The sequence below is a fragment of the Akkermansia sp. 54_46 genome, from assembly GCF_001917295.1.
GTDB classification, from domain to species: Bacteria; Verrucomicrobiota; Verrucomicrobiia; order Verrucomicrobiales; family Akkermansiaceae; genus Akkermansia; species Akkermansia muciniphila.
This window is the reverse complement of sequence record NZ_MNUD01000036.1, coordinates 321,169-344,558: the sequence shown is the minus strand read 5'-3', so window position 1 is coordinate 344,558 and position 23,390 is coordinate 321,169. Positions and strand designations below refer to the sequence as shown.

General features: G+C 58.4%; 23 protein-coding genes. 10 read left to right on the top strand and 13 right to left on the bottom strand.

What is annotated here, in order from left to right; all coding sequences use genetic code 11:
* Nucleotides 1-3 precede the first annotated feature (3 nt).
* Together argJ and BHW66_RS12275 are read left to right on the top strand one after the other, a co-directional pair.
* Nucleotides 4-1,281, top strand: coding sequence for a bifunctional glutamate N-acetyltransferase/amino-acid acetyltransferase ArgJ (gene argJ / locus BHW66_RS12280; protein WP_232051399.1), 1,278 nt, complete (start codon nt 4-6; stop codon nt 1,279-1,281).
* Between the two features lie 11 nt (nt 1,282-1,292).
* The gene (locus BHW66_RS12275; protein WP_022197548.1) at nt 1,293-1,793 is read left to right on the top strand and encodes a YkgJ family cysteine cluster protein; all 501 of its coding nucleotides are present in this window, start codon (nt 1,293-1,295) and stop codon (nt 1,791-1,793) included.
* A gap of 83 nt (nt 1,794-1,876) precedes the next feature.
* Here BHW66_RS12275 and BHW66_RS12270 read toward each other — a convergent pair whose 3' ends face one another.
* The 5 genes from BHW66_RS12270 to BHW66_RS12250 form a co-directional block, all read right to left on the bottom strand.
* Nucleotides 1,877-3,064: a tetratricopeptide repeat protein gene (locus tag BHW66_RS12270; RefSeq protein WP_022197547.1), complete on the bottom strand. Its 1,188-nt coding sequence runs from the start codon at nt 3,062-3,064 to the stop codon at nt 1,877-1,879.
* A gap of 130 nt (nt 3,065-3,194) precedes the next feature.
* Nucleotides 3,195-4,220, bottom strand: coding sequence for a hypothetical protein (locus BHW66_RS12265; RefSeq protein ID WP_022197546.1), 1,026 nt, complete (start codon nt 4,218-4,220; stop codon nt 3,195-3,197).
* A 172-nt stretch (nt 4,221-4,392) separates the two neighbouring features.
* Nucleotides 4,393-6,894 carry an excinuclease ABC subunit UvrA gene (locus BHW66_RS12260; RefSeq protein ID WP_102733561.1) on the bottom strand — a complete coding sequence of 834 codons (2,502 nt, stop codon included), beginning with the start codon at nt 6,892-6,894 and terminating at the stop codon, nt 4,393-4,395.
* A 1-nt stretch (nt 6,895) separates the two neighbouring features.
* Nucleotides 6,896-7,534: a polymer-forming cytoskeletal protein gene (locus BHW66_RS12255; protein WP_161994084.1), complete on the bottom strand. Its 639-nt coding sequence runs from the start codon at nt 7,532-7,534 to the stop codon at nt 6,896-6,898.
* 70 nt (nt 7,535-7,604) lie between these two features.
* On the bottom strand, nt 7,605-8,192 hold the full coding sequence (locus BHW66_RS12250; RefSeq protein WP_232051400.1) for a polymer-forming cytoskeletal protein: 588 nt from the start codon (nt 8,190-8,192) through the stop codon (nt 7,605-7,607).
* A 208-nt stretch (nt 8,193-8,400) separates the two neighbouring features.
* Here BHW66_RS12250 and BHW66_RS12245 point away from each other — a divergent pair, with 208 nt between their 5' ends.
* A complete protein-coding gene (locus BHW66_RS12245; protein WP_128153882.1) occupies nt 8,401-9,414 on the top strand; it encodes a hypothetical protein in 1,014 nt (337 codons plus the stop codon).
* A gap of 50 nt (nt 9,415-9,464) precedes the next feature.
* Here the strand turns inward: BHW66_RS12245 and BHW66_RS12240 are convergent, their stop codons facing one another.
* Complete coding sequence (locus tag BHW66_RS12240; protein ID WP_128153510.1) at nt 9,465-9,974, bottom strand: hypothetical protein; 510 nt, start codon at nt 9,972-9,974, stop codon at nt 9,465-9,467.
* 72 nt (nt 9,975-10,046) lie between these two features.
* Between BHW66_RS12240 and hisA the strand changes: the two genes are divergently transcribed.
* The 6 genes from hisA to BHW66_RS12210 all read left to right on the top strand — a co-directional run bounded on the left by hisA (nt 10,047) and on the right by BHW66_RS12210 (nt 14,763).
* Nucleotides 10,047-10,832 (top strand): phosphoribosylformimino-5-aminoimidazole carboxamide ribotide isomerase, encoded by a 786-nt coding sequence (hisA, locus tag BHW66_RS12235; RefSeq protein ID WP_215489852.1) that lies wholly within the window; start codon nt 10,047-10,049, stop codon nt 10,830-10,832.
* Nucleotides 10,829-11,119 carry a DUF167 domain-containing protein gene (locus tag BHW66_RS12230; RefSeq protein WP_022197539.1) on the top strand — a complete coding sequence of 97 codons (291 nt, stop codon included), beginning with the start codon at nt 10,829-10,831 and terminating at the stop codon, nt 11,117-11,119. Before hisA ends, BHW66_RS12230 begins: the two co-directional genes overlap by 4 nt.
* Nucleotides 11,120-11,253: 134 nt before the next feature.
* Entirely contained in the window at nt 11,254-11,808 is a 555-nt protein-coding gene (locus BHW66_RS12225) for a nucleotide exchange factor GrpE (protein ID WP_022197538.1), read from the top strand.
* Nucleotides 11,809-11,832: 24 nt separating this feature from the next.
* A complete protein-coding gene (gene dnaJ, locus BHW66_RS12220; RefSeq protein WP_046437058.1) occupies nt 11,833-12,990 on the top strand; it encodes a molecular chaperone DnaJ in 1,158 nt (385 codons plus the stop codon).
* Between the two features lie 22 nt (nt 12,991-13,012).
* Nucleotides 13,013-13,750: a 16S rRNA (uracil(1498)-N(3))-methyltransferase gene (locus BHW66_RS12215; RefSeq protein WP_046437061.1), complete on the top strand. Its 738-nt coding sequence runs from the start codon at nt 13,013-13,015 to the stop codon at nt 13,748-13,750.
* Nucleotides 13,751-13,770: 20 nt separating this feature from the next.
* The gene (locus BHW66_RS12210) at nt 13,771-14,763 is read left to right on the top strand and encodes an HAD hydrolase-like protein (protein ID WP_022197535.1); all 993 of its coding nucleotides are present in this window, start codon (nt 13,771-13,773) and stop codon (nt 14,761-14,763) included.
* Nucleotides 14,764-14,775: 12 nt separating this feature from the next.
* Here the strand turns inward: BHW66_RS12210 and BHW66_RS12205 are convergent, their stop codons facing one another.
* The 5 genes from BHW66_RS12205 to BHW66_RS12185 all read right to left on the bottom strand — a co-directional run bounded on the left by BHW66_RS12205 (nt 14,776) and on the right by BHW66_RS12185 (nt 20,929).
* On the bottom strand, nt 14,776-16,566 hold the full coding sequence (locus BHW66_RS12205; RefSeq protein ID WP_180975789.1) for a right-handed parallel beta-helix repeat-containing protein: 1,791 nt from the start codon (nt 16,564-16,566) through the stop codon (nt 14,776-14,778).
* A gap of 84 nt (nt 16,567-16,650) precedes the next feature.
* A complete protein-coding gene (locus BHW66_RS12200) occupies nt 16,651-17,586 on the bottom strand; it encodes a phytoene/squalene synthase family protein (protein WP_012420501.1) in 936 nt (311 codons plus the stop codon).
* A gap of 39 nt (nt 17,587-17,625) precedes the next feature.
* Complete coding sequence (gene lepB / locus BHW66_RS12195) at nt 17,626-18,909, bottom strand: signal peptidase I (RefSeq protein ID WP_180975790.1); 1,284 nt, start codon at nt 18,907-18,909, stop codon at nt 17,626-17,628.
* Between the two features lie 55 nt (nt 18,910-18,964).
* Nucleotides 18,965-20,341 (bottom strand): FAD-binding oxidoreductase, encoded by a 1,377-nt coding sequence (locus BHW66_RS12190; RefSeq protein ID WP_046437067.1) that lies wholly within the window; start codon nt 20,339-20,341, stop codon nt 18,965-18,967.
* Between the two features lie 3 nt (nt 20,342-20,344).
* A complete protein-coding gene (locus tag BHW66_RS12185) occupies nt 20,345-20,929 on the bottom strand; it encodes a DOMON-like domain-containing protein (protein ID WP_022197531.1) in 585 nt (194 codons plus the stop codon).
* A gap of 92 nt (nt 20,930-21,021) precedes the next feature.
* Between BHW66_RS12185 and BHW66_RS12180 the strand changes: the two genes are divergently transcribed.
* Nucleotides 21,022-21,675 (top strand): alpha/beta hydrolase, encoded by a 654-nt coding sequence (locus BHW66_RS12180; RefSeq protein WP_128153884.1) that lies wholly within the window; start codon nt 21,022-21,024, stop codon nt 21,673-21,675.
* A gap of 15 nt (nt 21,676-21,690) precedes the next feature.
* Here the strand turns inward: BHW66_RS12180 and BHW66_RS12175 are convergent, their stop codons facing one another.
* Together BHW66_RS12175 and BHW66_RS12170 are read right to left on the bottom strand one after the other, a co-directional pair.
* Nucleotides 21,691-22,413: an EpsI family protein gene (locus tag BHW66_RS12175; protein ID WP_022197529.1), complete on the bottom strand. Its 723-nt coding sequence runs from the start codon at nt 22,411-22,413 to the stop codon at nt 21,691-21,693.
* Between the two features lie 14 nt (nt 22,414-22,427).
* Nucleotides 22,428-23,378 carry an exosortase/archaeosortase family protein gene (locus BHW66_RS12170; protein ID WP_046437069.1) on the bottom strand — a complete coding sequence of 317 codons (951 nt, stop codon included), beginning with the start codon at nt 23,376-23,378 and terminating at the stop codon, nt 22,428-22,430.
* Nucleotides 23,379-23,390: the final 12 nt, after the last annotated feature.

Genomic DNA, 23,390 nt, shown 5'->3' with positions numbered 1-23,390 from the left:
GATATGTTGAAAGACACTTTCAAGACGATGAATGATTCATCCTATATTCCGGTTGACGGGGGCGTTTGCGCGCCCCGGGGATTTTTGGGGAGCGCCGTAAGCTGCGGCATCAAGAAGCCTACAGACACGCGTCTGGACCTGGCCCTGATTTATTCCACGGAACCCTGCGTGTCCGCAGGAACGTTTACGACCAACCGCGTGCAGGCCGCCTGCGTGAAGGTGAGCCGGGAGCATCTCCGGAAAGGAAATATCCGCGCCATCGTAGCGAACAGCGGGAACGCGAACGCCTGCACTGGAACCCGTGGGGTGGAGGACGCCAGGGGCGAATGTCGCAGCGTTGCGGAGCTTCTGGGGCTGAAGCCTGCAGAAGTGGCCGTATGTTCCACCGGCGTGATTGGCCTGCCAATGCCTATGATGCGCATTTACCCGAAGTTTCCGGAATTGGCGGGGGGGCTTTCCCGTGACAAGGGGCATGAGGTGGCCCAGGCCGTGATGACCAGCGACACGAAGGAGAAAATCATTGCCATTGAGTTTGTAGTGCAGGGTAAACCCGTGCGCATCGGCGCCTGCTGCAAGGGGGCGGGCATGATCAATCCCTGCATGGCGACCATGTTGTGTTTTATCACGACGGATGCGGGCGTTTCCCGCGATGTGCTGGAGCTGTGCGTCCAGTCCGGAGTGAAGAGTTCTTTTAACTGCATCACCATTGATGGAGACATGAGCACGAATGACACGGTTCTGGTGATGGCGAATGGGGCATCCGGCGTGAAGCTGGAAACTCCGGAAGATATTTACGCATTCCAGCAGGCTTTGGCCCATGTGATGCTGGAACTGGCCAAGCACATCGTGCAGGACGGAGAGCGGGTGACCAAGTTCGTCACCGTGCATGTGACGGGAGGCCGCACGGAGGATGAAGCTAAAAAAGCGGCGGAAGCCGTAGCCAAGTCTTCCCTGGTGAAGAGTTCCTGGAACGGGAACGATCCCAACTGGGGGCGTATTATTCATGCTGTGGGCTACTGCGGAGCAAAGGTGGACGAAGAGAAGATAGACATCGACATCGCCGGTTTGGCCGCCTGCCGCGGCGGCGTGCAGGCGGATACTCCGTCCGACGATTTGCGGCAGGCCGTGCAGGTTCCCGCGTTCCAGGTGGATATCAATTTGAATCGGGGCGAGTTTTCCCATACGGTGTATACCACGGATTTGTCTCCGGAATACGTGGATTTCAACCGTTCCGAGTATGCGTACTGGAACCAGGCGAAGGCGGACGGCCTGACCTGTTAACCGGTTCAGTCATGGCGCGTGGCAAATGCCGCCAGGGAAAGGCGGGGGGAATGGCTCCCTCCGCCGGGATGCTGATGGAGGTGCGGCGCCTTCTGGATGAAGGCGCTTTCCGCGCTTCCCGCGCCCAGCGTTTCTGTACCGGCGCTGCGGATTGCTGCCGGTTCCGCCTGACCGGGGAGACGCCGCATGTAACGCTGGGTGAGGCATGGGTGGCCTGGAAGGCGTGGCGCGCTTCCGGACGTACCCGGCTGGAGCTGCCTCCGGACGGGAGCTGCCCTTTTTTAAGCGGGCAGAGAAAATGCATGATTTATGAAGGCAGGCCGTTAGCGTGCCGCACTCATTTCTGCGTGCCGGCCGGGGGCGCCTTGCCCCGCCGGGAGGTCATTGACCTGATTCATGCGCTGGAAGATATTGACGCCGCGCTGGGCGGCGATGGCGCGTCCCGGCTTCCGGAGGCCGTGGAACGGCTGTCCCGAAAAGGCCCGGCGGACGGAAGGAAGAGGCGGCGATGACTGTCCGGGGTTTTGACGGCTGTCAGGTATCTATTTCCGGGCGGGGACATGTTTTCCCGCATGTGTTGATGACCGGATCCACGTCAAGGAGATGGGATTTCCCGGGGAGGCAGGCAGGAAAACGACTTTTCAGTCCTCCGAGTCCGTTTTTTCTCTTTTTCCTGTTTGGAAGCCAGATGGCGCAGGGCGCTGGCGGCCTTTTTGTTGCCGTGCCGGACGGCTTTCAGATACCATTCTTCCGCCTGTTTATCGTCCTGCTCAATGCCGTAGCCGTGGGCGTAGCAGTTGCCCACATTAAACATGGCTGTGGCGTTGCCCTGTTCTGCCGCCTTAAGGTACCATTTCAGGGCTTCTTCCCGGTTGACGGGCGTTCCTTTTCCGTTCAGATGGCACCACCCCAGGTTGAGCTGGGCTGTTGTATGCCCCTGTTCTGCGGCTTTGGTGTACCAGTGGACGGCTTTGGCCATGTCCACTTCCATGCCCCGGCCGTTGCCGTAGCACCATCCCAGCGTGTATTGGGCCGTAATCTGGCCCTGAAGGGCTGATTTGTGATACCACACCAGCGCTTTGTCCAGATCCGGCTCCACGCCGAAACCGTTTTCATAGCACCAGCCCAGATTGTATTGGGCCGTAGCGTGGTTCTGCATGGCGGCTTCTTCATACCAGTAAGCGGCTTTCCGCGGGTTTTTGGGGGTCCCGCTTCCGTTGCCATAGCACCAGGCCAGGTTATACTGGGCGCGGGGGTCTCCCTGTTCCGCGGCCTGCTTGTACCAGTATACGGCCTGTTCCCAGTTTTTCCGGCTGGGGCTGTTGGCATAAATCCAGCCGAGGTTGAGCTGGGCTACCGCATGGCCCTGTTCCGCCGCTTTTTTGTACCACCCGATGGCCTGGTGTTCGTCTTTTTCCACTCCCAAGCCGTTGACATAGCAGAACCCAAGGTCAAATTGCGCGGTGGGGTGCCCCTGTTCGGCGGCTTTCCGGTACCAGTAAAAGGCCTTGTCGTTGTCCTGAGGGGCGCCGATGCCGTTGGAATAGGCCCATCCCAGATTGAGCTGGGCGGTAACGTGACCCAGTTCCGCCGCCTGCTGGTAGCAGTAGAAAGCTTCCTGCTGGTTTTCCGCCACCCCGCGCCCCTGTTCGTAGTTGATTGCCAGCTGGAACAGTGCCTGGGCGTCTCCTTTCAGAGCTATTTGCTGAAGGGTTTCTACGTCGACGGAATAGGTGGAGACGGTGTTTTCCTGCTCGCCGTGGTTGTGGGAAGCGTCATTCATTTCACAGGTAACCGCACTGGGGAACACTGGGACAATTTTTGCTCTCCTGAACTTGTGCGCTCGCCGATTCTGCACATTTCCCCCATAAGAATCAAGACCCGTTTTTATTGGGGCCGGAGTTCGGAAAGCGTTACCGTCCAGCGCGCCTGCGGCGGGACAGGGCAAGGAATGAACCGCAGAGGAAGAGGATTCCGGCGCCGGGTTCCGGGATTCTCAGATCTCCCAGCGGAGCGGTGAAGCTCTGTATTTCCCCCAGGCGGATGCCCGACAGTCCCGCTTCCTCGTAATTATAACTGTACACGTCGTTTTCTCCATCCAGGCTGGTCAGATAAATATCGCAGTGGGAGGAGCCGTATTCGTCCGTATAGTCGTTCACGACTACTTTCTGGCGGAACATTTCCACAGCGTAGTCGTCCGAATCCGTCAGGTAGATAATCAGATTGCCGTCTTTGTCCGTGTCGTAGCCCCACATGGTGATGGCGTGGCCTCTCCCTTCTTCCCCGACGGTCAGCGTGGTTCCCCAGTTGTTGTTGATGCTGTTTGTCAGTTTCTGGTAAACGCCGCTTCTGGTGTCTCCTTCCCAGAAGCTGTATGCGGAAAATAAGGGGTTGTCAACAGCTCCTCCGCTTGAGGACTGCGGGACTGTCAGTCCCAGCTCTTTCCAGTATCCTCCGGGAGCTGTCGTCGTAGAAAGGCTCGGATAGGCGGTGGTATCCAGCATCCCGCCGTTGACCCACCAGTTGTAGGCCTGTTCCACGGAGCCTCCGCTGTTTGTCCAGTTCGTGGAGATGGTTTGGTAAATGGCCAGCTGGGCGACCTGCGGCATGACATCGTAAGTGGCGGATTTCCCGTTGGGCGTGGTGGATTTCAGGTCGCTTCTGGTATCCTGCCACCATTGGAGAACGTTGGATGCCGCCGCCGCCCAGCAGATATTCTGGTCATAAGGAAGGTACAGCCATTCTGTGGGCCGTGCGGAAACCGGAGGATTTAACGGGTTGGTGGGGTGGGGCTTGGTCCCCCATGTCCATTTGGTTTTTTTATTGCAATCATACCATCCGCCGGATTCGGAGACGTTTTCAAGGAATACGGGCGCGGCATGAAGCGTTCCGGGAAGTAACAACGCCGCCAGAGCCGAAGAGAGGAAACGGAGAGTCATAGGAAAAAGGAATACGTAATTCCTTTTTTTGTTAAAAAACAGGGAGGTCGTCAAGATAATAAATAGGGGAAGGAGACGAATAAACTCCGGGAGGCAGATTTTTTCCCGAAGACGCCGGGAACGGGATGTCCGGAGGACAGGACAGATGAGTGATTTTCAGGGGCTGCCGTTGTTAACGGGGGACGAGCCAGGGAGAAGTGGGCGATTCCGGATTGGACGCTACATCTGCGGGGGAGCCCTCGGCCACGATATTGCCGCCGTGCCTGCCGGCTCCGGGGCCCATGTCCACCAGGTAGTCCGCGGCATTGAGCAGGTCCTTGTGGTGTTCCACGCAGAGGATGGTGTGCCCGGCATCCCTCAGACGGAAAAGGGCTGCCAGGAGAAGGGCCACTTCATTGAAGTGAAGGCCGCTGGTGGGTTCGTCCAGAATGAACAGGGCCCTTTTCCCGTCTTCCGCCAGTTTCCAGGACGGGGCTTTGGCCAGTTCCGCAGCTATTTTTATGCGCTGGGATTCTCCGCCGGAAAGGGTGTCCGCCCTGCGGTTGAGATTGAGGTATCCCAGCCCTACGTCCTGCATGCTTTTCAGGATGGCGGCGGCTCTGGGCAGGGAGGAAAAGAATTCCGCCGCTTCGTCCACGGTCAGGGCCAGCGCCTGGGCAATGGATTTCCCTTTCCAGGTGACTTCCAGCGTTTCCCTGTTGTAGCATTGCCCGTGGCAGGCGTCGCAGGGCATGGCCACATTTCCCAGGAAGTTCATATCCACTTCAATCATGCCCGTTCCCTGGCACCGTTCACAACGGCCTCCGCGAATATTGGGGGAAAAGCGCGCCGCCGTGTATCCCCTCTGCTTGGAAAGGGGGAGCTGTGCGTAAAGGGGGCGCAGCACCTGGAGCAGGCCGGTAGCGGTGGCCGGCGTGGAACGCGGCGTTTTGCCGATGGGCGACTGGTCGATGACTACAAGGCGGTTGAAGTGCTCCGTTCCCTGCACGCGGCGCGGAATATCCTTTTTCCCGGAAAGGGCTTGCCTGACCGCGGGGATGAGACAGTCCCGGACAAGGGTGGATTTCCCTGAACCGGAAGGGCCGGAGATGCAGGTCAATGTACCAACCGGGATATTCAGAGTGACATTGTTGAGGTTGTGTTTGTCCGCTCCGGTCAGGACCAGACGCTCCGCAGGAGCTGTCTTGTGTCCGGAGGCGGGCATGCTCCGTTTGCCTGAAAGCCATTCCCCAGTGGGGCTTCCGGCATTTTCCAGTATTTCCGCAAGGGAGCCCTGCGCCAGAATACGGCCTCCGTTGGTCCCGGCTCCGGGGCCCATGTCCACCAGGTAATCCGCCGCGGTTAGAATTTGCTCATCATGCTCTACGACCAGGACTGTGTTGCCCTGGTTCCGTAGCGTCCGGAGAGCGCGGAGCAGGCGGTCCGTATCGGCGGGGTGCAGTCCGGCCGTGGGTTCGTCCAGGATGTAAAGAACTCCGGAAAGGCCGCCTCCCAGCTGGGAAGCCAGGCGCGCCCTTTGCAGTTCGCCTCCGGAAAGGGTGTTTGCCTGGCGGTCCAGAGACAGGTAGGAGAGCCCCAGCTCATTCAGGAAGCGCACGCGTTTGTTGATTTCCTCCATGAGCGGGTTTAATGCCGCCGCCAGGGAAGGGGGCGTTTTCAGGCGTTCCAGTTCTCCAGCCATATCTTCCAGCGGAAGAGCCGTCAGTTCCGCCAGATTGTAGGCCCGGTCCGGCGCAGACATGGTGACGGCCAGGGCCAGAGGGGAAAGACGCTTGCCTCCGCAGGCGCGGCACGGACCGTTTTCCTGTTCATTCAGGCCGGTTCCCCGGCAGGAGGGGCATGCCCCCAGCGGGGAGTTGAAGGAAAAATGGCGGGGAGTAAGCTGGGGCAGAAGGAAGCCTGTTTCCGGATTGCGGTAGCGGGTGTGGAAGGCCCGGGTTGAAACTTCCTCTCCCGGTATGGTGATGATGGCCCGCACCTCGTCCGGATTGATACGGAGAGCTGTTTGCAGGGAATCCGCAATGCGCGAGGCCGTATTTTCTCCTCTGACGATGAGGCGGTCAATGACCAGGGCCGCGTCCGGAGGCGGGGGGGCGGGGGAGCTTATTTCTTCAATATCCCGCATTTCTCCGTTCCAGTAAACCCGTAGGAAGCCCTGCCGCTGGAAGTCGCCAAGCGTTGCTGCGGGGTCCTGGGACAGCAGGTTTTCCGCCGGAGCGGCCAGAACCAGGCGCGTGTGTTCCGGCAGGGAAACGAGTTCCTCCGTAATCCGGTCCGGGCTTTTGCGTTCCAGTTTCTTTCCTGTCTCCGGATCATGGGGCGTGCCGGCGGCTGCGTAAAGGATGCGCAGGTAGTCCAGAATTTCCGTGATACTCCCCAGCAGGGTGCGGGAACTCTGCTGCCTGGCGGATTGCTCCAGGCACAGGGCCGGGGGCAGCCCGGTAATGCTGTCCACTTCCGGTTTTTCCGGTTGATCCATGCCCTGTCTGGAGCGTGCCGACAGGCAGTCCAGAAAACGCCTGCGGGATTCGGAAAAAAGCGTATCGAACGCCAGGGATGATTTTCCGGAGCCGGAAGGGCCGCAGAATGCGATGAGCTTGTTGGACGGAAGGTCCAGATCCAGATTCCGGAGGTTGTGCTGGCGCGCGCCGCGGATGGAGATGGGAAGATTCATGTTATGCAAGGCGTGTAAAGGCTCCCTGGTGTGAGCCGCCTTCCTCAATGATGAGACGGCGCGCCGTGATATCTCCCAGGAATTTGGCGTGCCGGTGGATGGTGACGGTTTCATCCGCCCTAAGCGTTCCTTCCAGAGAACCCTGTATCCAGATGTTCTCCACGCGGATGGTTCCTGTGACCAGCACCGTCGTCTTTTTTTCCACCACCATCCTGCGGGCGGAGATGGAACCGGAGATGTGCTGGTCCGTTTTGATTTTGCAGACGCCGCGGCACAGGAAATCACCGGATGCCCTGCCGTATAAGACCATGTCACGGCATTCGATGTTCAGCCCTTTCAGGGCTGCATTGGCCTGTACGGTAACGCTTCCGCAGGTTTGCACCTTGGTCCGGTGCGTTCTGCTGTGTAAAATGACGTCGTCCAGTTTGATATACGCGGAGCAGTGGCCGCACCTGGCGGAAACTGCCGTGGCGGGGACGGAAGTGATTTTGCGGCAGGAGAAGCATTCCACCTCCCGGGCAGGCGCCGGGTTGCTTTCCGCAGTTGGCGGGAGTGTCCAGGGCGGCGCCGGGGAGGGGTGGCTGATTTTCCCAGAGGGCGCGGCGCTGATCCGGGGGACGGGATGGAAGATGGGGTTCATGGAACAAAGAGGGCGGCAAAAGAACGGACCGTTCTTTTGCCGCCCTTGAAAGTAGCAGGCGGAGAGTTTTTTATTCCGCGTCAATATCCAGCGTGCTCTGGCTGGCCGGAGCAGGGGGGGCCGGCTCCGGAGCGAAGGCATGGACGGAAGCCGCCTTCTTGGCGGCGGAAGCTCCTGTAGCTCCTACCGTGGGGGCGCCTACGGTAGAATGGCCGATGAAGATTGCACCGCCTTCAATAGCCAGGGAGGCGGCCTGGATGTCACCTACGAGTTCCGCCGTGCTTTTCAGTTCCACGCGGTCCGTGACTGTTACATTGCCGATGACCTTGCCGTGGATGATGACGGATTTGGTGTTGATTTCCGCCCGGATGACGGCGTTCTGGCCTACGGAAAGCACCCCTTCGGAGGAAATGTCGCCTTCCACGGTGCCGTCAATCAGCAGGTCATCGGAAAAACGCAGAGAACCGATTACCTCCACATCGGAGTTCAGCACATTGCGGGTCAGCTGCTGGACACGGGTGGTGGGGGCGTAGGAAGGCACGGCTTCCGCAACCGGTTCGGGAATGTCCTGGCTCTTGGCTACATCCATCCAGCTGGGGGTGGATTCAGGATTTTTATTGCCCTTGGGGGCGGGAACGGTAGTGAATGATCCAAACATGGCGTTAAAAAGAGGGGGTGAAAGGTAAGATGGGAGCTCTTGAAACTCGTCCGGTTTAATGTACATCACCCGCATGTGGATGTGAAACAATTTTCTCCGGCAGGGATAAAAAAATGTGTCTGTTTTTTATCGTTGCGCTGCCTTGGGCGTTCCGGTAGTGTGTGACCGTCTTTCCGCGATTGTTTTCTGTGGATATTTCCGTTTTGAAATGAGTGATTTATTTGAAAAAAAGCTGTTCCTTTCTCCGGCCGCGCGCAGGCGCGGCGGAAAAGCGGGCTTTGCGCTGGGCCGCATTCTTTCCGTCATCTTTTTCGTGATCGCGCTGGGAATGTTTTTCGGCGGTCTTTTCTTCTGGCTCCAGAAGCGCCAGGCATCCCTGGATTCCGGAGCGGCCGCGCGGATTTGCGCCACGCCGGAGATGTTGTCCGGAGAATTGAAAGCCGCTCTGAAAGACAGGGTGGACTATAGTTTCTGGCCTCCTTATCACATTTCTCCGATGGAAAAGCAGGACCTGCTGCGCAACTGCCTGGCGGAGGCACAGAAATATCTGAGCGCCGCGGATGTGGTGCAAAAATCCTCTTTTGTGTGGAAGTCCCTGCAATCGCTTCCTTTAATGGTCAGGCATTACGCCATGTCTCCGCCTGAGGCGATTGTCAGCAGGCCTAAGGGGCCTAAAAGCTTTGCCGTGTTTGAGGTGGAGGGGCATCCCTGCGCCCAGCTCCTGGTTGGTTTTGAAAAGACTCCCGATATGGAATTCTGTTTTTTCAAGGATGAACAGGATGGTTCCTGGAAGCTGGACTGGCAGCAGTTTGCCCGCTTTCAGCCGATGAACTGGGAGGATTTTGTACGGGGAAAAGGGGAGGATATTGCGGAATTCCGCGTATGGATGGTTCGGGAGCGCATGTCGGAAAATAAGGATGACTACGCATTTAAGCTGATTGCTCCCGGGATGAACGGTTCCGAAGAGCGCAGCATTGCCCGGCCCATGGTGTATGTCCCCAGAAAATCGGAAATGGGCAAGCGTTTGTTCATGTTGTTTAAGATCAATGAGGAGATGGAACATTCCCCATACCGGGTGTTGAACGCCAATGACGAGGCTGACATGCTCCGCGCGCGGGTTCTCCTTTCCCGCAGCAAAGAGCCCAACCGCAAGGGGGAATATTCCTTTACGCTGGTCAGGCTGCTGGGGGAAGGCTGGTACGGCCTTTCTTTCCCGGAATAAAAAGGAAGGATTGGGCCGGCCTCTTGCTTTGCGGAGGATGGGGATGCGTTTTACCGGCGGTGGAAACGGGGAGGGGGCCCTTCATGTGGGCGCCTGGGGCGGTGGGGCCGGAAAGGGGGCGGGCATGGCGTAAGGCGTGCGGCATGATGTCTGCGGCAGACGCCCGCCGGCCAGAAAGGGCCGTGGTAATGCGGCCTGGGGTTCCATGCAGGAACATGGCAGCCGCGGTAGATGTCCCTGATGACGTAAATGGTTGCGCCTGCAGGGGTATAGGCGTAAATGGGCCGTCCGCATGGGGAATATCCCCAGATGGGGAATCCGGAGGGGTCATACAGGAAAACGGCCTGCCCTGCCGCAGGTACGCGGATTTCGCCATGCAGGTGAATTCCGGCTTCCGCGACGGGGGAAGAAAAGGCCAGGAGGGCAGATATGGCGCTTCCGGCGCAGCAGGCAAGAAGATGGTTTCCGGCAGGGTTGTTGTTCATCGGTTTTTTGAATGGTGGTTGACGGCAGTTATCCGATAGAGCGGAGTCCCCGTCCCGTTTTGTGTAATTTTCCATGCCCGTCATTCAGGGAAGGGGTAAAGGGAATACCGTCTTGACCTGGAGGGGCGCCCCGGGCAAAGTGACCGCGTGACGAGATTCAGACCATGCATTGATTTACACGGCGGGCGCGTGAAGCAGATTGTGGGCGGAACCCTGACGCAGGATGGCGTTTCATTGCGCACCAATTTCGTCTCCGACCGCGGCGCGGCATGGTATGCGGATTTGTACCGCAGGGACGGTCTGAGCGGAGGGCATGTGATCAAGCTGGGCCCAGGGAACGACCATGTGGCGCGGGAGGCCCTGGCGGCATGGCCGGGAGGCCTTCAGGTGGGCGGCGGCATGACGCCGGAAAACGCGGAGGAATGGATTTCCTCCGGGGCCAGCCATGTGATTGTTACTTCCTGCCTGTTTGATGCGGAGGGAACGCTGCGGATGGACAGGCTGAAGGATCTTGTTTCCGCAGTGGGCGCGGAACGGCTGGTGCTGGATTTGAGCTGCCGCAGGGTTCAGGGAGGCTGGGCCGTGGCCATGAACCGGTGGCAGACTTTGACGGAACTCCGGGTAACGGCGGAGACGCTGGATGTTCTGGCGGAATATTGCGCGGAGTTTCTTATTCATGCGGCGGATGTGGAAGGGCTCTGCACCGGCATTGACCGGGAACTGGTGGAAATGCTGGGAAACTGGCGCCGCCTGCCCATGACATATGCCGGAGGCATCAGCCGCATTCAGGATATTGACGAAATAGATGCTTTGAGCGGCGGAACCATGGATGCCACGGTGGGGAGCGCTTTGGATTTGTTTGGCGGCGGTTTAATCAGGTATGGGGATCTGGTGGTCAGGCAGCACGGGAAGTCCGGCATGGAAACGGTATGAAACTGGCTCTGAAAGTTATTCCCAATGCGAAGAAGAGCGAGGCCGTGGGATGGGAGGAAGATCCCCGTGCCGGCCGCGCGCTGAAGCTGCGCATTGCCGCGCCTCCCGTGGAGGGAAAGGCGAACAAGGTCGTCGTCCTTTTCCTGTCCGCATGGCTGGACATTCCCCGTTCCTCCATCAGCCTGCTGCGCGGGGAATCCTCCCGGCTGAAAGTGGTGGAACTGCCGGACGGATGCGAGGGAAAACTTGCCCGGCTGCTTTCTGCGGAGGATATTTCCGGAGCTTAGGAAAGCCGGGCGGAAGGCAGGCATTTTCTTTATGCGTAGAAGGGTTGCATCAGGCGCGGTCCATTACGCGTCAAACGTCATCCATGTCTTAGCAGGCCGTTGACGCATCCGGTAAAAGAATTTACATTGCCCGCATGAGCGACGAAGAGAAAGAGAAAAACGCGGAAGCGGAAGAGCTGGAGGTGCAGGAACAGGTGCAGGATGCTCCTGCCGAGGAGAAGGTGGCGGAACCTTCCCTGGAAGAGGAATTGCTTAAATGGCGGGATACCGCCATGCGCACTGCTGCGGAATATGATAACTACCGCAAGCGCATGGTGAAGGAAAAGGAGGAATGCGCCAAGTTCGCCAATCAGCGCCTGCTGGAAGAACTTCTACCCGTCATTGATAATTTTGAAATGGGCATGGCCGCCGCCAGCGCAGATGCCTCCTCCATGATTTACATCGGCATGAGCATGGTGAAGAAGCAGCTGGACGAATTTCTCGCCGGCAATGGCGTGAGCGCCGTGGAGCCTGTGGTGGGAAGCATGTTTGACCACGCCACGGAGGAAGCTCTTCAGCGGGAACCCTCCGACCAGCCGGAAGGCACCGTTCTGCGCGTTATCCGCAAGGGGTATATGCTGAAAGACAGGCTTCTGCGCCCGGCGAACGTGGTTGTCGCCCATACTCCGGACCCCGAACCGCAAGTCTGACCGTTTTTTTAACATTCACGCCACATGGCTAAAAAAGATTATTACGAAATTCTCGGCGTTTCCAAGGACGCTACTGACGATGAGATTAAGAAGGCCTATCGCAAGCTGGCCTTAAAGTACCATCCGGACCGCAACCCGGACGACCCGTCCGCAGAAGAAAAGTTCAAGGAGCTGGGAGAGGCCTATGAGGTGCTTTCCGATGCGGACAAGAGGGCTGCCTACGACCGCTTCGGCCATGCCGCCTTTGAACAGGGCGGTCCCGCTGCGGGCGGCGGTTATGCCGGGGGAGGGTTCCAGGATCCGATGGATATTTTCGCCCAGATGTTTTCCGGAATGGGCGGTTTTGCGGATATGTTCGGAGGCGCCGGCCGCGGCGGCCAGAAAAGGTCCACCAAGAGACCCGGTTCCGATTTGCGCTATGATTTGGACATCACGCTGGAAGAGGCTGCGAAGGGATGCACCAAGAAGCTTGAGATTGAGCGTCTGGTGACTTGCAAGACCTGCCACGGTACCGGGGCCAGGGATGGAAAGGAAGCGTTCAAGTCCTGTCCTACCTGCCAGGGGCGCGGCATCATTACCCAGCAGAGCGGCTTTTTCGTCCAGCAGTCCACCTGCCCCACCTGCCACGGCACCGGGGAAATCATCTCGGACCCATGCCCCGTCTGCCGCGGGGAAGGGCGCGTCAGGGAGGATTCCCACATCACCATCCGTATTCCTGCGGGCGTTGCCACGGGCAGCCAGCTCCGCATCGCCGGGGAAGGGGATGCCGGGGTGCATGGCGGCCCTACCGGGGATCTGCACGTGTTTATTGACGTCAAACCGCACGATATTTTCCAGAGGGAGGGCAACGACCTGAGCTGCACGGTTCCGGTTCCGCTTTCCCTGGCTGTTTCCGGCGGCAGGCTGAAAGTGCCCACGCTGGAAGGCGCGGCCACCATCAAGCTGCCGGAAGGAACGCAGAACGGCATGATCTTCCGTCTGCGCGGCAAGGGGGTAAAGGCCCTTCGCGGTTCGGACGTGGGGGATATGCTGGTGGAGGTGGAGGTGGAAATCCCCTCCCGGCTTACCAAGGAGCAGGTGGATAAGCTGAACGCGTTTGCCTCTGCCCTGGATGAAAATCGGAACCAGCCGGCTTGCGTGGAGTTTGCCGACAAGGCGGCGCGTTACCTGAAGGGCAAATAAGGTCCGTTTCCCTTTTTCAGACATGGCCCGCTTTTTCCTCCCGCCTTCCGAATGGGCTGCTCCCGCCTGGGAGCTGCGAGGGGATGAAGCGCACCATGCCGCCAAGGTTCTGCGCCTGCAGCAGGGTGACTCCTGCATCGTGTTTGACGGTTGCGGCCGTGCGGCCCACGCTGTGGTGGCGGAACCTCCGCGCAGCTCCGGCGTGCTGCTGGTTCCGGGGGAGGAATGCCCTCCTTCTCCCCCCGTGGCCCATTTGACGTTGTGCCAGGCTGTTCCCAAGGGGGCCAACATGGATCTCATTATCCAAAAGTCTGTGGAACTGGGGGTTTCTGCTATTGTTCCGCTCGTGACGGACCGCACGATCGTGCGCCTGAATGCCCGGGAGGCTGAGGCCAAAAGGCAGAAATGGCAGCGCATCGCCTTGGAGGCCTGCAAGCAGTGCGGCCAGAACACGCTGCCGAAAGTGGCGCTTCCCGTTCCCTTTGCGGAATGGCTGCGCGGAGGAATTCCGGAAGGACTGAATATTATCGCCTCTCTGGCGCCCGGAGTGCGGCCGGTCAGGGAAGTGCTGGAGGCCGCTCGTTCCCGTTCCGTCCGTCACGCTTCTCTGCTGGTGGGGCCGGAGGGGGATTTTACGGACCGGGAGACGGCCATGGCGTTGGAAGCGGGGTTTGTTCCCGTCACGCTTGGCCCTATCGTTCTCCGGGTGGAGACGGCCGCCTTTTTCGGCCTGGCCGCCATGCGGTACGCCCTGGACTGAGTTTTTTCATACGCATTCCCATGTTTAAAAATATCATTTTCGACTGGTCCGGCACCCTGGTGGACGACTTGGCCCTGACGTTGGACGCCTCCAACTACGTCTTTTCCCAATACGGGAAACCCTGCATGAACAGGGATGAATTTCGCGCGGAATTCCAGCTTCCCTATCCGGACTATTATGCCCGGGTGCTCCCCCACGCGGATCTGGATGAACTGGAAGACCATTTCCGGTACGCCTTCCGCGTTTCCAATGCTCCGGTGGAAGTGCTGCCGAATGCCCGGGAATTCCTGGAGTTCTGCCGCGCGCGCGGCGTGCGCTGCTTTATTCTTACCAGCGTGGACGCCAAGGAGTTTGATACCCAATGCAGGGAGCTGGGCATGATGGAATATTTTGAAGCCATTCATGCGGGCATCCGCCATAAGGATGCCCACATTCATACCCTGCTGGCCCAGCATGGGCTGCATGCCCATGAAACCGCATTTATCGGGGACATGCAGCATGATGTGGAAACGGCCCATCACGCAGGCATCACATCCATTGCCGTCCTGACCGGCTATAATGACGCTGCGCAGCTTTCCAAGGCCAAACCGGACATGATTGTTCCGGACCTGCTTGTTCTGCGCACGCTGATGCGCCGTTACGCGCTCCCTTCCGATACGCAGGATTCCATTAACATCAACGGTCTTGAACTGGATACCTTCATCGGCGTTCCGGACGAGGAGCGCGCTTCCATGCAGACCCTGAAAGCGGACATCACTTTTTATCCGGAGGAGGCCTTGTCCGGACTGAACGATGATTTTTCCAGAACCGTCTGTTATGATTCCATGGCCCGTGCGCTCCGGGCGGAGGCCATGGCGCGCCCGCGCAAGCTGGTGGAAACGCTGGCGGAGGATATGGGAAAGGTTTGCCTGAAGGAGTTCGGCGCGCGGCACGTGGTTGTTACTCTGCGCAAGTTCATCCTGCCGCGGACGGACAGCGTTTCCGTAACGGTGCATGTTTCCCGTCACCGGTAGGAAAGAGGTTTTCTACCGGATATCCACCGCCTTTTCTTCAGGGATCTTTTTTCCGTCTTTGGTGAAAGTGTTTTTCTCCGCCTTGACGCTGCCGGTATGGCGAGTGCGGATGGCGGTTCCGTTCTTGAGGTCAAATGTGTTTCCGGTAATGGTGATGTTCCGGTGAACTTCCCCTTCCGGCCGTGGGGCGTGCGGCACGATCTGGATGACGGCTTCTCCGCATTGAATAAAGGTATTGCGGGAAATGGTCATATTCCTGACCACGCCGGATTCATACCAGCCGGAGGCGTCATCTTCCACCAGGATGGCGGGCATGCCCGTTTTCTCAAACCGGCACCGTTCAACCAGCACCGGCTTCCTGGTGGTAAGCAGGAAGCCCCGGGTGGGAATGTGGCGGCATACCGTGTTGCTGATATGGACGGATGGCGTCCATGTGACGTTTTCCACAACATCATCAGGCTGGATGTTTCCGGGATTGGGATGTTGCAGCGTAAGTTCTATTTCCTTTTCATTGAGTTGGTTGACGCCGGAAACGGTATTGGATGCATAAGGCACCAGCGTGTTGCTGGAAACATAATCGATCCGGTCTCCTGGGGCAAAGGCGTCAAAGCCGAAGGTCTGGGGATGCATGAACCGGACGGTGATTTTGTTGGGGGCCGGCCTGCCTACAATGCGCAAGTGGGTGCCATGAACATTGATGGCGTCGTCATGGGAGGCTCCCAACACGCAATCCTTGACGATGATTTTTCCCCTGCATCCGGAAAAGTGCAGATTATCCGCCCAGGAGGAGCTGGTGCGGAGGGAGCGGGGGCGCGGAGCTATGTTCAAGTGGCTGAACATGATGTTCTCGCAGAACTGGGAAACGACGCCCATGCCGTGCATATAGTAAATATGACAGTTATTCCAGAGGATGTTTTTGCTTCTGTATTGAAAGAAGCCGCAGCAGTCCCTCCGGGTATTGCGGTTCTGGTAGGATTGGCCCGGTTTCATGGTTGGGGAGCCTTCCTTGAACGTGACGCTGATTTTTCCGGGAGACAACTCTCTGATGACTGTTTTCCCGGGGTCGAAACGGCCCTGGAAAGTGCCGGAGGCGGAATCAAAAACTTTGGAATACCCTCCCATGCGGAATTCCCATCCGGGTCCGTGCCAGGTCAGGTTCCCATCCTTCACTGTGTACAGGATTCCGTCCGGAATAGTTGCTTTCATGGTATCCCCTTCAACTTCCGTGACCAGAAATTCCCCCATGGTCGGATGCAGGTAATCAAACCCCAGGCCGTTCAGGGAAACGTTTTCCGCATGTTCCATGCAGACAAAGATGGCTTTTCCTTCCAGCAGGATGTCGGTGGCTCCCGGCTTTCCCTCCAGGCGTATGTTTTTGGCTTCCATCAGGCGGATAGCCATGGCCTTGGGCTCGTTGGGCGCATCGTTGGTGTTGGAAATCTGCGGTTTTCCGGTCATCAGGGCACCGTGTTTGAAGATATGCCTGCCGGGCATGAACCGGATGGTGACCGGGGCCTGTTTGGAACCTTCCCCCATCAGCGCCAGGGAGACGGCATGTTCCCCCGGATGGATGACGAGCGTATCTCCCCGCGCCATGATGAGACGGTTGGCCGGCGCCATGCTTTTCCACGCCGTGGATGGGGCCGTTCCCGGATTGCCGTCATTTCCCTTGTCCGGGTCTATATGCCAGACATGGTTTCCTGCGGATTGCGTGCGCTCCGTCCGTTCCGGATAATCCGCTGCCGGGCATGGCCCTGTCAACATTGCGAGAATAAAAAGCAGGGAGGCCACGGGGTTTTGCATGCTGCAACTCCTACAGGAACACGGTTTTCGGGACAAGGATAATTCTTGCAGGGCCGGGAGAAAAATCCGCAGCTTTTCCATGGCTCACCTGGGAGGCCCCTGTTTTTCATCCTTTCTGCCGGGGCGGGAAAGAAAGCCTACCAGCTTGTCATAATACGCTTTGGATTTGTCGTAGTAGGATTGAGGGTCAATATCCAGTTTGGTGCGGAACAGGAGCCAGAGCTTGTGGAAGGTGTTGACGCGGTAGCGGATGTCGAAAATACGGAAGCCGCTCGCCTTCATTTTGTCCAGAATGGTATGGTAAATGAGCGCCATGGCCTGCGCCGGAATAAGGGCGGCTTTGTCTTCCGGGCTGAGAAGGTTGTATTCCCTCTCCGCTTCCGCAAAGAAAGTTTCCGCCAGATCCGCTTCATATTTCAGCAGCTCCTGAAGCCGGGGGGAATACACCCTGCAGCGCAGGTCTTCCAGGGTGTATCCAAAGCGGTCCATATCCTCCTTGGGCAAATAAATGCGGTTGGACTTGCCGCAGTCTTCCGCCACGTCCCGGATGATGTTCACCATTTGAAGGGCATGCCCCAAGGCAATGGCGTACGGATAGGAGGCTTCTCCCGCCCCCATGATGCGGGCGGAGGTGAGGCCCACGCAGCAGGCTACGCAGTAGGTGTAGTCCAGCAGTTCATCGCGGCTGCGGGGCTGCTGCTGGCAGATATCCGAACGGCAGCCTTCAATCAGGTGCAGCATGGGAGTGGTGTCCAGCTCCAAATCCTGGATGAGGGCTATGATGTCCTCCTCCAGTTCCGTCAGTTCCAGGCCTTCTCCGCCGTTGATGACCTCCACCCAGCGGTTCAATGCGTCGTGGCGTTCGCGGGGAGTCATGCCCGGTTCGTCCACGATATCGTCCACCGTGCGGCAGAAAGCGTAAAATTCCGCCATATGGCGGCGTTCTTCTTCAGGAAGATCAATGAGGGCAAAGGCCAGGTTGGACTTGGCCTTGCTGGTGATGGTTTGGGCTTGAGTCATGTCTTGACGGAAAAAACGTGCCTGCGAAAGGGATAAAAATCATGGAATAAGGCCCCAGTGGGAAGTAAAGGGCCACAGGCAGAAGCTGGCGGGGCCTACGATGTTGTACTGGCGGACGGGGCCCCAGTACCGGGAATCAAAGGAATTTTCGCGGGTGGAATTGTCCCCCAGCGCCACGTATTCACGCAGATAGGGGCGTTTGCTGTCGTTGGACAGATGAACGGTTCCCCCTTCCGTGATGTAAGCTCTGCCGTCCAGCAGGCTCAGGGGGGCGGGAAGGGCCACGTAGCCGCAGGGCTGGTAGGGGGGCTTGCCGGAAGCGACCCTCTGGATAGTCCATTCCGTGGCTGGTTTCCCATTGACGATTAGCTGGGAGTTCTGAATGGAGAGGGTATCTCCCGGAATGCCGCAGAGGCGTTTGACGTAGTGGGTTCCTCCTTCCTGGCCGGTGCTGCTTCCCTTATTGGCGATGCCTTCGATGCCGCGTGTATCAAAGACGAAGACTTCCCCTCGTTCCGGCTTGCGGAAGTGGTAGGCCATTTTATTCACCACGATTAGGTCCCCGGCGTCAAAACGGGCATTGACGATTGTGTCTCCGGGCAGGTAGCTTCTGAACGGGGTGTGCCGTTCGGCTTCAAAGCGCGGTTCCTGATTGAGGAAGTAGCGGCGCGTTTCCGCTTCCGCTGCCGGAATTTCCAGCTTGGAGCCGTCATCGAAAATCACGTTGGTCACCGTGAGCAGAAGATACTTGGTGGCAGGTTCGAAACGGACGATTTTCTTTTCCTTGGAGGCCGTTTCGTGCACATAGGAGCCGCCGTACAGGATCATGTCCCCGATTTTCTGCATCAGGGTAGGATCCCCTTCCTGGGGAAGGGCGCGGATTCCGTTCAGGGAGGGCTGCATGGAACCGGTCGGGATGCGGAAGGGCTGGACTACATAACAGCGCAAACCCAGGAAAATGGCCAGAATCACGAACAGAACTTCCACGTTTTCCGCCAAGGCGGAAGGAACCGCTCCGGGGATGGATTCCAGCGTGGATTCCAGTTTGGCGGTAATGGTTTCCGCCTGCTGCCTGTCACCCCGGTAAAGGGCCGTTTTCAGCAGGTCGCGGCTTTCTTCAAACTCCGCCAGGCGTTCGGGAGGCAGAAGATCGCGATTGTAGTTGATGTAGCGGCGCACTGCTTTCAGGGCCATACGTCCTTTCCGGCGCCATTTGGGCGTGAACCAGGCCAGAGGATGATCCAGAAGAAACACCAGAACGGCGTTTGCAGCCGGAAAGCAATCGTAAAGGGCAGCTAGGATGGACTTGTGCGGGCTATTCATGAAGTACGGCATTCATGATGCCCCGTCCGGAGGCGTCATGGAAGTTTATTTTACGTTACGGAAGCCCCATTTTTCCAGGATTCAGCAAATTTTTTGGGTCCAGGGCGGATTTGACCAGTTCGTGCAGGTGGTAGGCGCCTTCCCCCACGGCTTTCCGGAACCATTTGGCCTTCGCCAGGCCGATGCCGTGTTCCCCGGTAATGGCGCCTCCGTGTGCCAGCACCCAGTGGAACAGCCTGTCCACACAGGCGTCCGCCAGGGCTTTCTTCTCTGGATTCGCATAATCGTCCACCATGATGTTGGTATGGATGTTGCCGTCCCCGGAATGGCCGAAACACGCGATGTCCAGCCCTGTTTCCCGGTTCAGGGCCTCACAGAATTCCACCAGGGCCACCAAGCGCGATCTGGGGATGACGATGTCTTCGTTGAGCTTGGTCATTCCGGTTGCTTTCAGGCTGTAGGAAAATTCCCGGCGGAGTTGCCAGATGGCTTCCGCCTCCGCTTCCGTGTCTGCGCGCAGAATTCCGGTCGCGCCGCATTCTTCCAGCAGGGTGCATAGGGAATCCAGTTCCTCACGCACGGCGGGCCGCCTGCCGTCCACTTCCACAATCAGGTGGCCGCGGCAGCCGGAAGGCAGGGCGCTGTCCCCCAGATAGTTCCGGGCGGCGCGGAGAGTGAAACTGTCTGTTATTTCCAGGGCGGAGGGAAGATGCCCGCTGTTCAGGATGCGCTGCACGGCGGCAGCTGCCAGCGGGAATTGCGGGAAGCCGGCGCTGAGCGCGCCGAATGCTTCCGGGTGGGGGATGAGCCTCAAAACGGCCCGCGTGATGATGCCCAGCATTCCTTCCGAACCGATAAAAAGGTCCCCGATATCGAACCCCGTCTTGTTTTTATGGGTGCGTCCTCCGCATTCCACTACCTCTCCGCTGGCAAGCACCACGGTCAACCCCAGCACGTAAGCTCTGGTGACTCCATATTTCAGGCATCTGGGGCCGCCTGCGTTCGTGGCGATATTTCCTCCGATGCTGCATTCCTTTCTGGAGGCCGGGTCCGGCGGGTAGAACCATCCCAGAGCACGGGCTTCCCGCTGGAGATCCGCTGTGATAACGCCGGGTTCCACCACGGCAACGCCGTCTTCCGGGGATATCTCCAGGATACGGTTCATCCGTTCCAGGGAAAGGCTGATGCCTCCGCGCACGGGAACGCACCCTCCTACGTATCCCACCCCGCCGCCGCGGGCCGTGACGGGGATGTTCATGGAGGATGCGTAGCGCAGCAACAGGGAGACGTCCTCCGTACTTTCCGGGAAAACGACTGCCTCCGGCAGCACGGAGGCGTACCATTTGTCCCCGGCGTGCGCCGCCAGCACATCCGGGGCTCCGGAAACTTTTTCAGGCCCCAGAATGCGGGAAATGTCTTCTTTCAAAGACATGGATTATTTGAGAATGGGGGTGCAGAAGCAGTCCGGGCGGTGGAAATCCGGATTGCCGGAAAGGTCGTCCGCCGTAGTCAGGAAAATCTGGTCCGGAGTGTCCAGGATGAACGTGGCTGCCAGCTTGCAGTCGCGGATGTCCACGCCGCGCAGTTCGTTCAACGGAATCCGGGCCATGGCGCACCATTCTTCGTCCGTCAGAATGCACTTGGTATCCACGGCCAGCGGAGCGGGAATATCTTCATTGGCGCGGCGGGTGTCGGAAAAGGCGCAGGCCCACCATGCGCCGTTGGGAGCAAGGTTGAATTCCCAGTAATTGGTGCCGTCTCCCGCGGCCATGAACCATTCCGCCAGGTCGTACCGCCATAGTTCCGGCTGGAACTGGCCGGGCCGGGCTTCCGGATGGATGGTGGCTGCCTTGCTGCGGGAAGCCAGAAACCAGAGGAATTCCCCGTCCGTGGCGAAGGCGAATTCCGCACTTGGCTCCACATCATAGCCGAACCAGTCGTTGACGAGTTCCTGGCGGGGCAGGGAGGCAAGCTGGTCAAAGCTTCCGTTGAAGGCCCATTGGTGAATGATTACTTGCATACCACCACATTTGGACAGTTTTCAGGTTTTATCAAGCCAGAACGTCTTACAGGCTTGGATATTGACGTGATTTCTCCATCATGGGGGCCGTCATGCATTTTCAAAGGACGCTGAATCGGTTCTCCCGCGAAAACGTTCCCGGGTATCTGGCTGTGTTCATCGGCGGTTTCGGGGACATGTTTGCGGGTTGTTTGAGCCGTGTGGAGAAAGGATTTCCCGGTTTTTTGCCGGGTGTGGCGTACGCAACGGCTTATTACCACTGGGACGGAGGCGGCTGCGGCGTGTTTTTTGACAGGTGCGGAAAAATAGCGGTGGAGCTGGAAGAGCTGAGACGGAGATATCCCGGGCTGCCTGTCGTGTTGATAGGACACAGCTACGGAGGCTCCTGCGCGGTGGAAGTAGCCAGGCGCCAGTCGGTTCAGGCTGCTCCCCTTTGCCTTCTGACGATAGACGCCGTGGCGCGCAGGCAAAAGAGCGTGCGTCCGGCCTGTGCGGAATGGTGGGGGAACGCTTACCTGCGGGACGGCGGCGGCTTCATGGACGCGGTGCCCAGAATAGGCGGACGCTGGGGACATTGCGCCGGGGCTGATGCCAATCTTGCTTTTTCCGGCTACAGTCGTGACCGGAAGGGCCGCCTTTATTCCCATCGGCGTCCTGCGCCCATGCTTTATGAACCGCCTGGGGAAGAAGCATGCAGCCTTTTTCAAGCTGCTGCCTCCTGGCTGGAAAGAAATCTTCCGGACTGAACTGCCGGAGCCGTGCTACCGGTTCAGTTCATCCCACTTCACCAGTTGGGAAAGAAGTTGGCTGATAAGGCGTTCCGTCTGTTCCCTGGCTTTCTCTTCCGGCACTCTGATCTTGTCCCCGTACGTGGTGGAAATCTGGAAATAGCACCAGCGTTGGTCCATGCCGTGCAGAACCCTGTCTTTCATATCCATCAGGGTGCGGATCAGGTGGTCTTCCGTCATGTGGCGGTGGCCGATAAATACGTAATAATGCATGTTGTCCAGAATGACTGGCTGCGGATGGTCCGGAGCGATGTTCTGCTGGGATTTCAGCTTGGTCATCCTGATGGTTCCGCGGCCTTTCACGGGAACATCCACCGTGGTTCCCGTCAGGTTAAAATGGCCCTGGGCCGGGAGGCAGCGTTCCGGGCGGTGGATGGAGTTGTTTAAATCATGACCGGATTTAACGATGGAAACGCGGCATAGAACGGGTACGGTTTCCGTCGCATCCAGGCTGATGGGGAGTTCCTGCACGTAATCCGCTTTGGAAAATTCCGTATCCGGGGCCAGGATGCCCCGTTCCTGCTCGGATTCCTGCCGGCGCGTGCCGTGCCAGCCGGACGGATTCATGCCTGTGGGGAGATCCATGCTGATGGAGGAGTCCTGCACTTCCCCCCTGCGCGGCATCAGGTAAGTGCCGCCGAGCATGACGGCCAGTAGAAAAGGGATGATGAGAATTTTGAGCGTTTTAATATTCATGGCGGCGGAAACGCTTAATGGGACTTGTTCATTTTAACAACCAGCTTCTTGCGCTGTGACGGCTTCCAGATGAGCTCCCCGGCCAGCAGGGAGTGGACGGCTGCCAGGCCGAAAAGGCTGATGGGGAAAAAAAACAGCAGGCCGGACCAGTCATGCCAGGTTTTTGACGCAAACTCGGGATTTCCGTATTCCGCCATCACCACGATGCTGGTGATGCGGACACCGTTGCCGATGACGGCCAGGGGAATCGCGCTGAGGAAGAGCACGCATTTTTTCCAGAATTTCAAGTCGGACAGGTAGGCCCAGGCCGCGGACAGCATGAGCAGTGCCATCAGGGAACGCATGCCGCTGCACCCTCCTGCAATATTGAAGGCATCCCAGTGTCCGCCGGTAGAGCGGATATTGGTGCCCTGCAGATAGGTGTCCACCCCGAAGATGGTTGCCCCCCAATGCCCCAGCTCCGTCGCAATGATTTGAAGCCCCACCGTAGCCTGCTGGAAGGAGGGCAGGGGGATGCACAGCCAGAAAAAGAGCAGCGGGAAGGCGCACAGCCTGCCGGTCTGCGGTCCGGCCAGGTACCAGGCCCCGCCCAATAAAATCAGGGGAAGAGCGCCTACGGCCACGCGAGGCTGCCCCACGCGGAAGGAAAGCATCAGAAGCATGATCGCCGGGATGAAAAGAATCAGGCCGCGCCAGTCCATGCGTCTGGGTGCCTGGGCAATTTTCTTTCTGGCATGGTATAGCATGAAGACGATGATGGGCACCACCAGCCAGCCGTGTTCATAATCCGTTTGCTTGTTCCAGGAGGAAATGAGCCACTGGATGCTGTTTTCGTTTCCGAATGAACCGAATTCCGGGAATGCCAGATAGTTCAGCGCCAGCAGCAGCGTGCTCACGGCCAAGGCGGCGATCATGGGGGCGGTCAGAAATCTCTCTTTGCCGTCAGGAGCGGGGGAATCCATCATGGAGAAAAATCA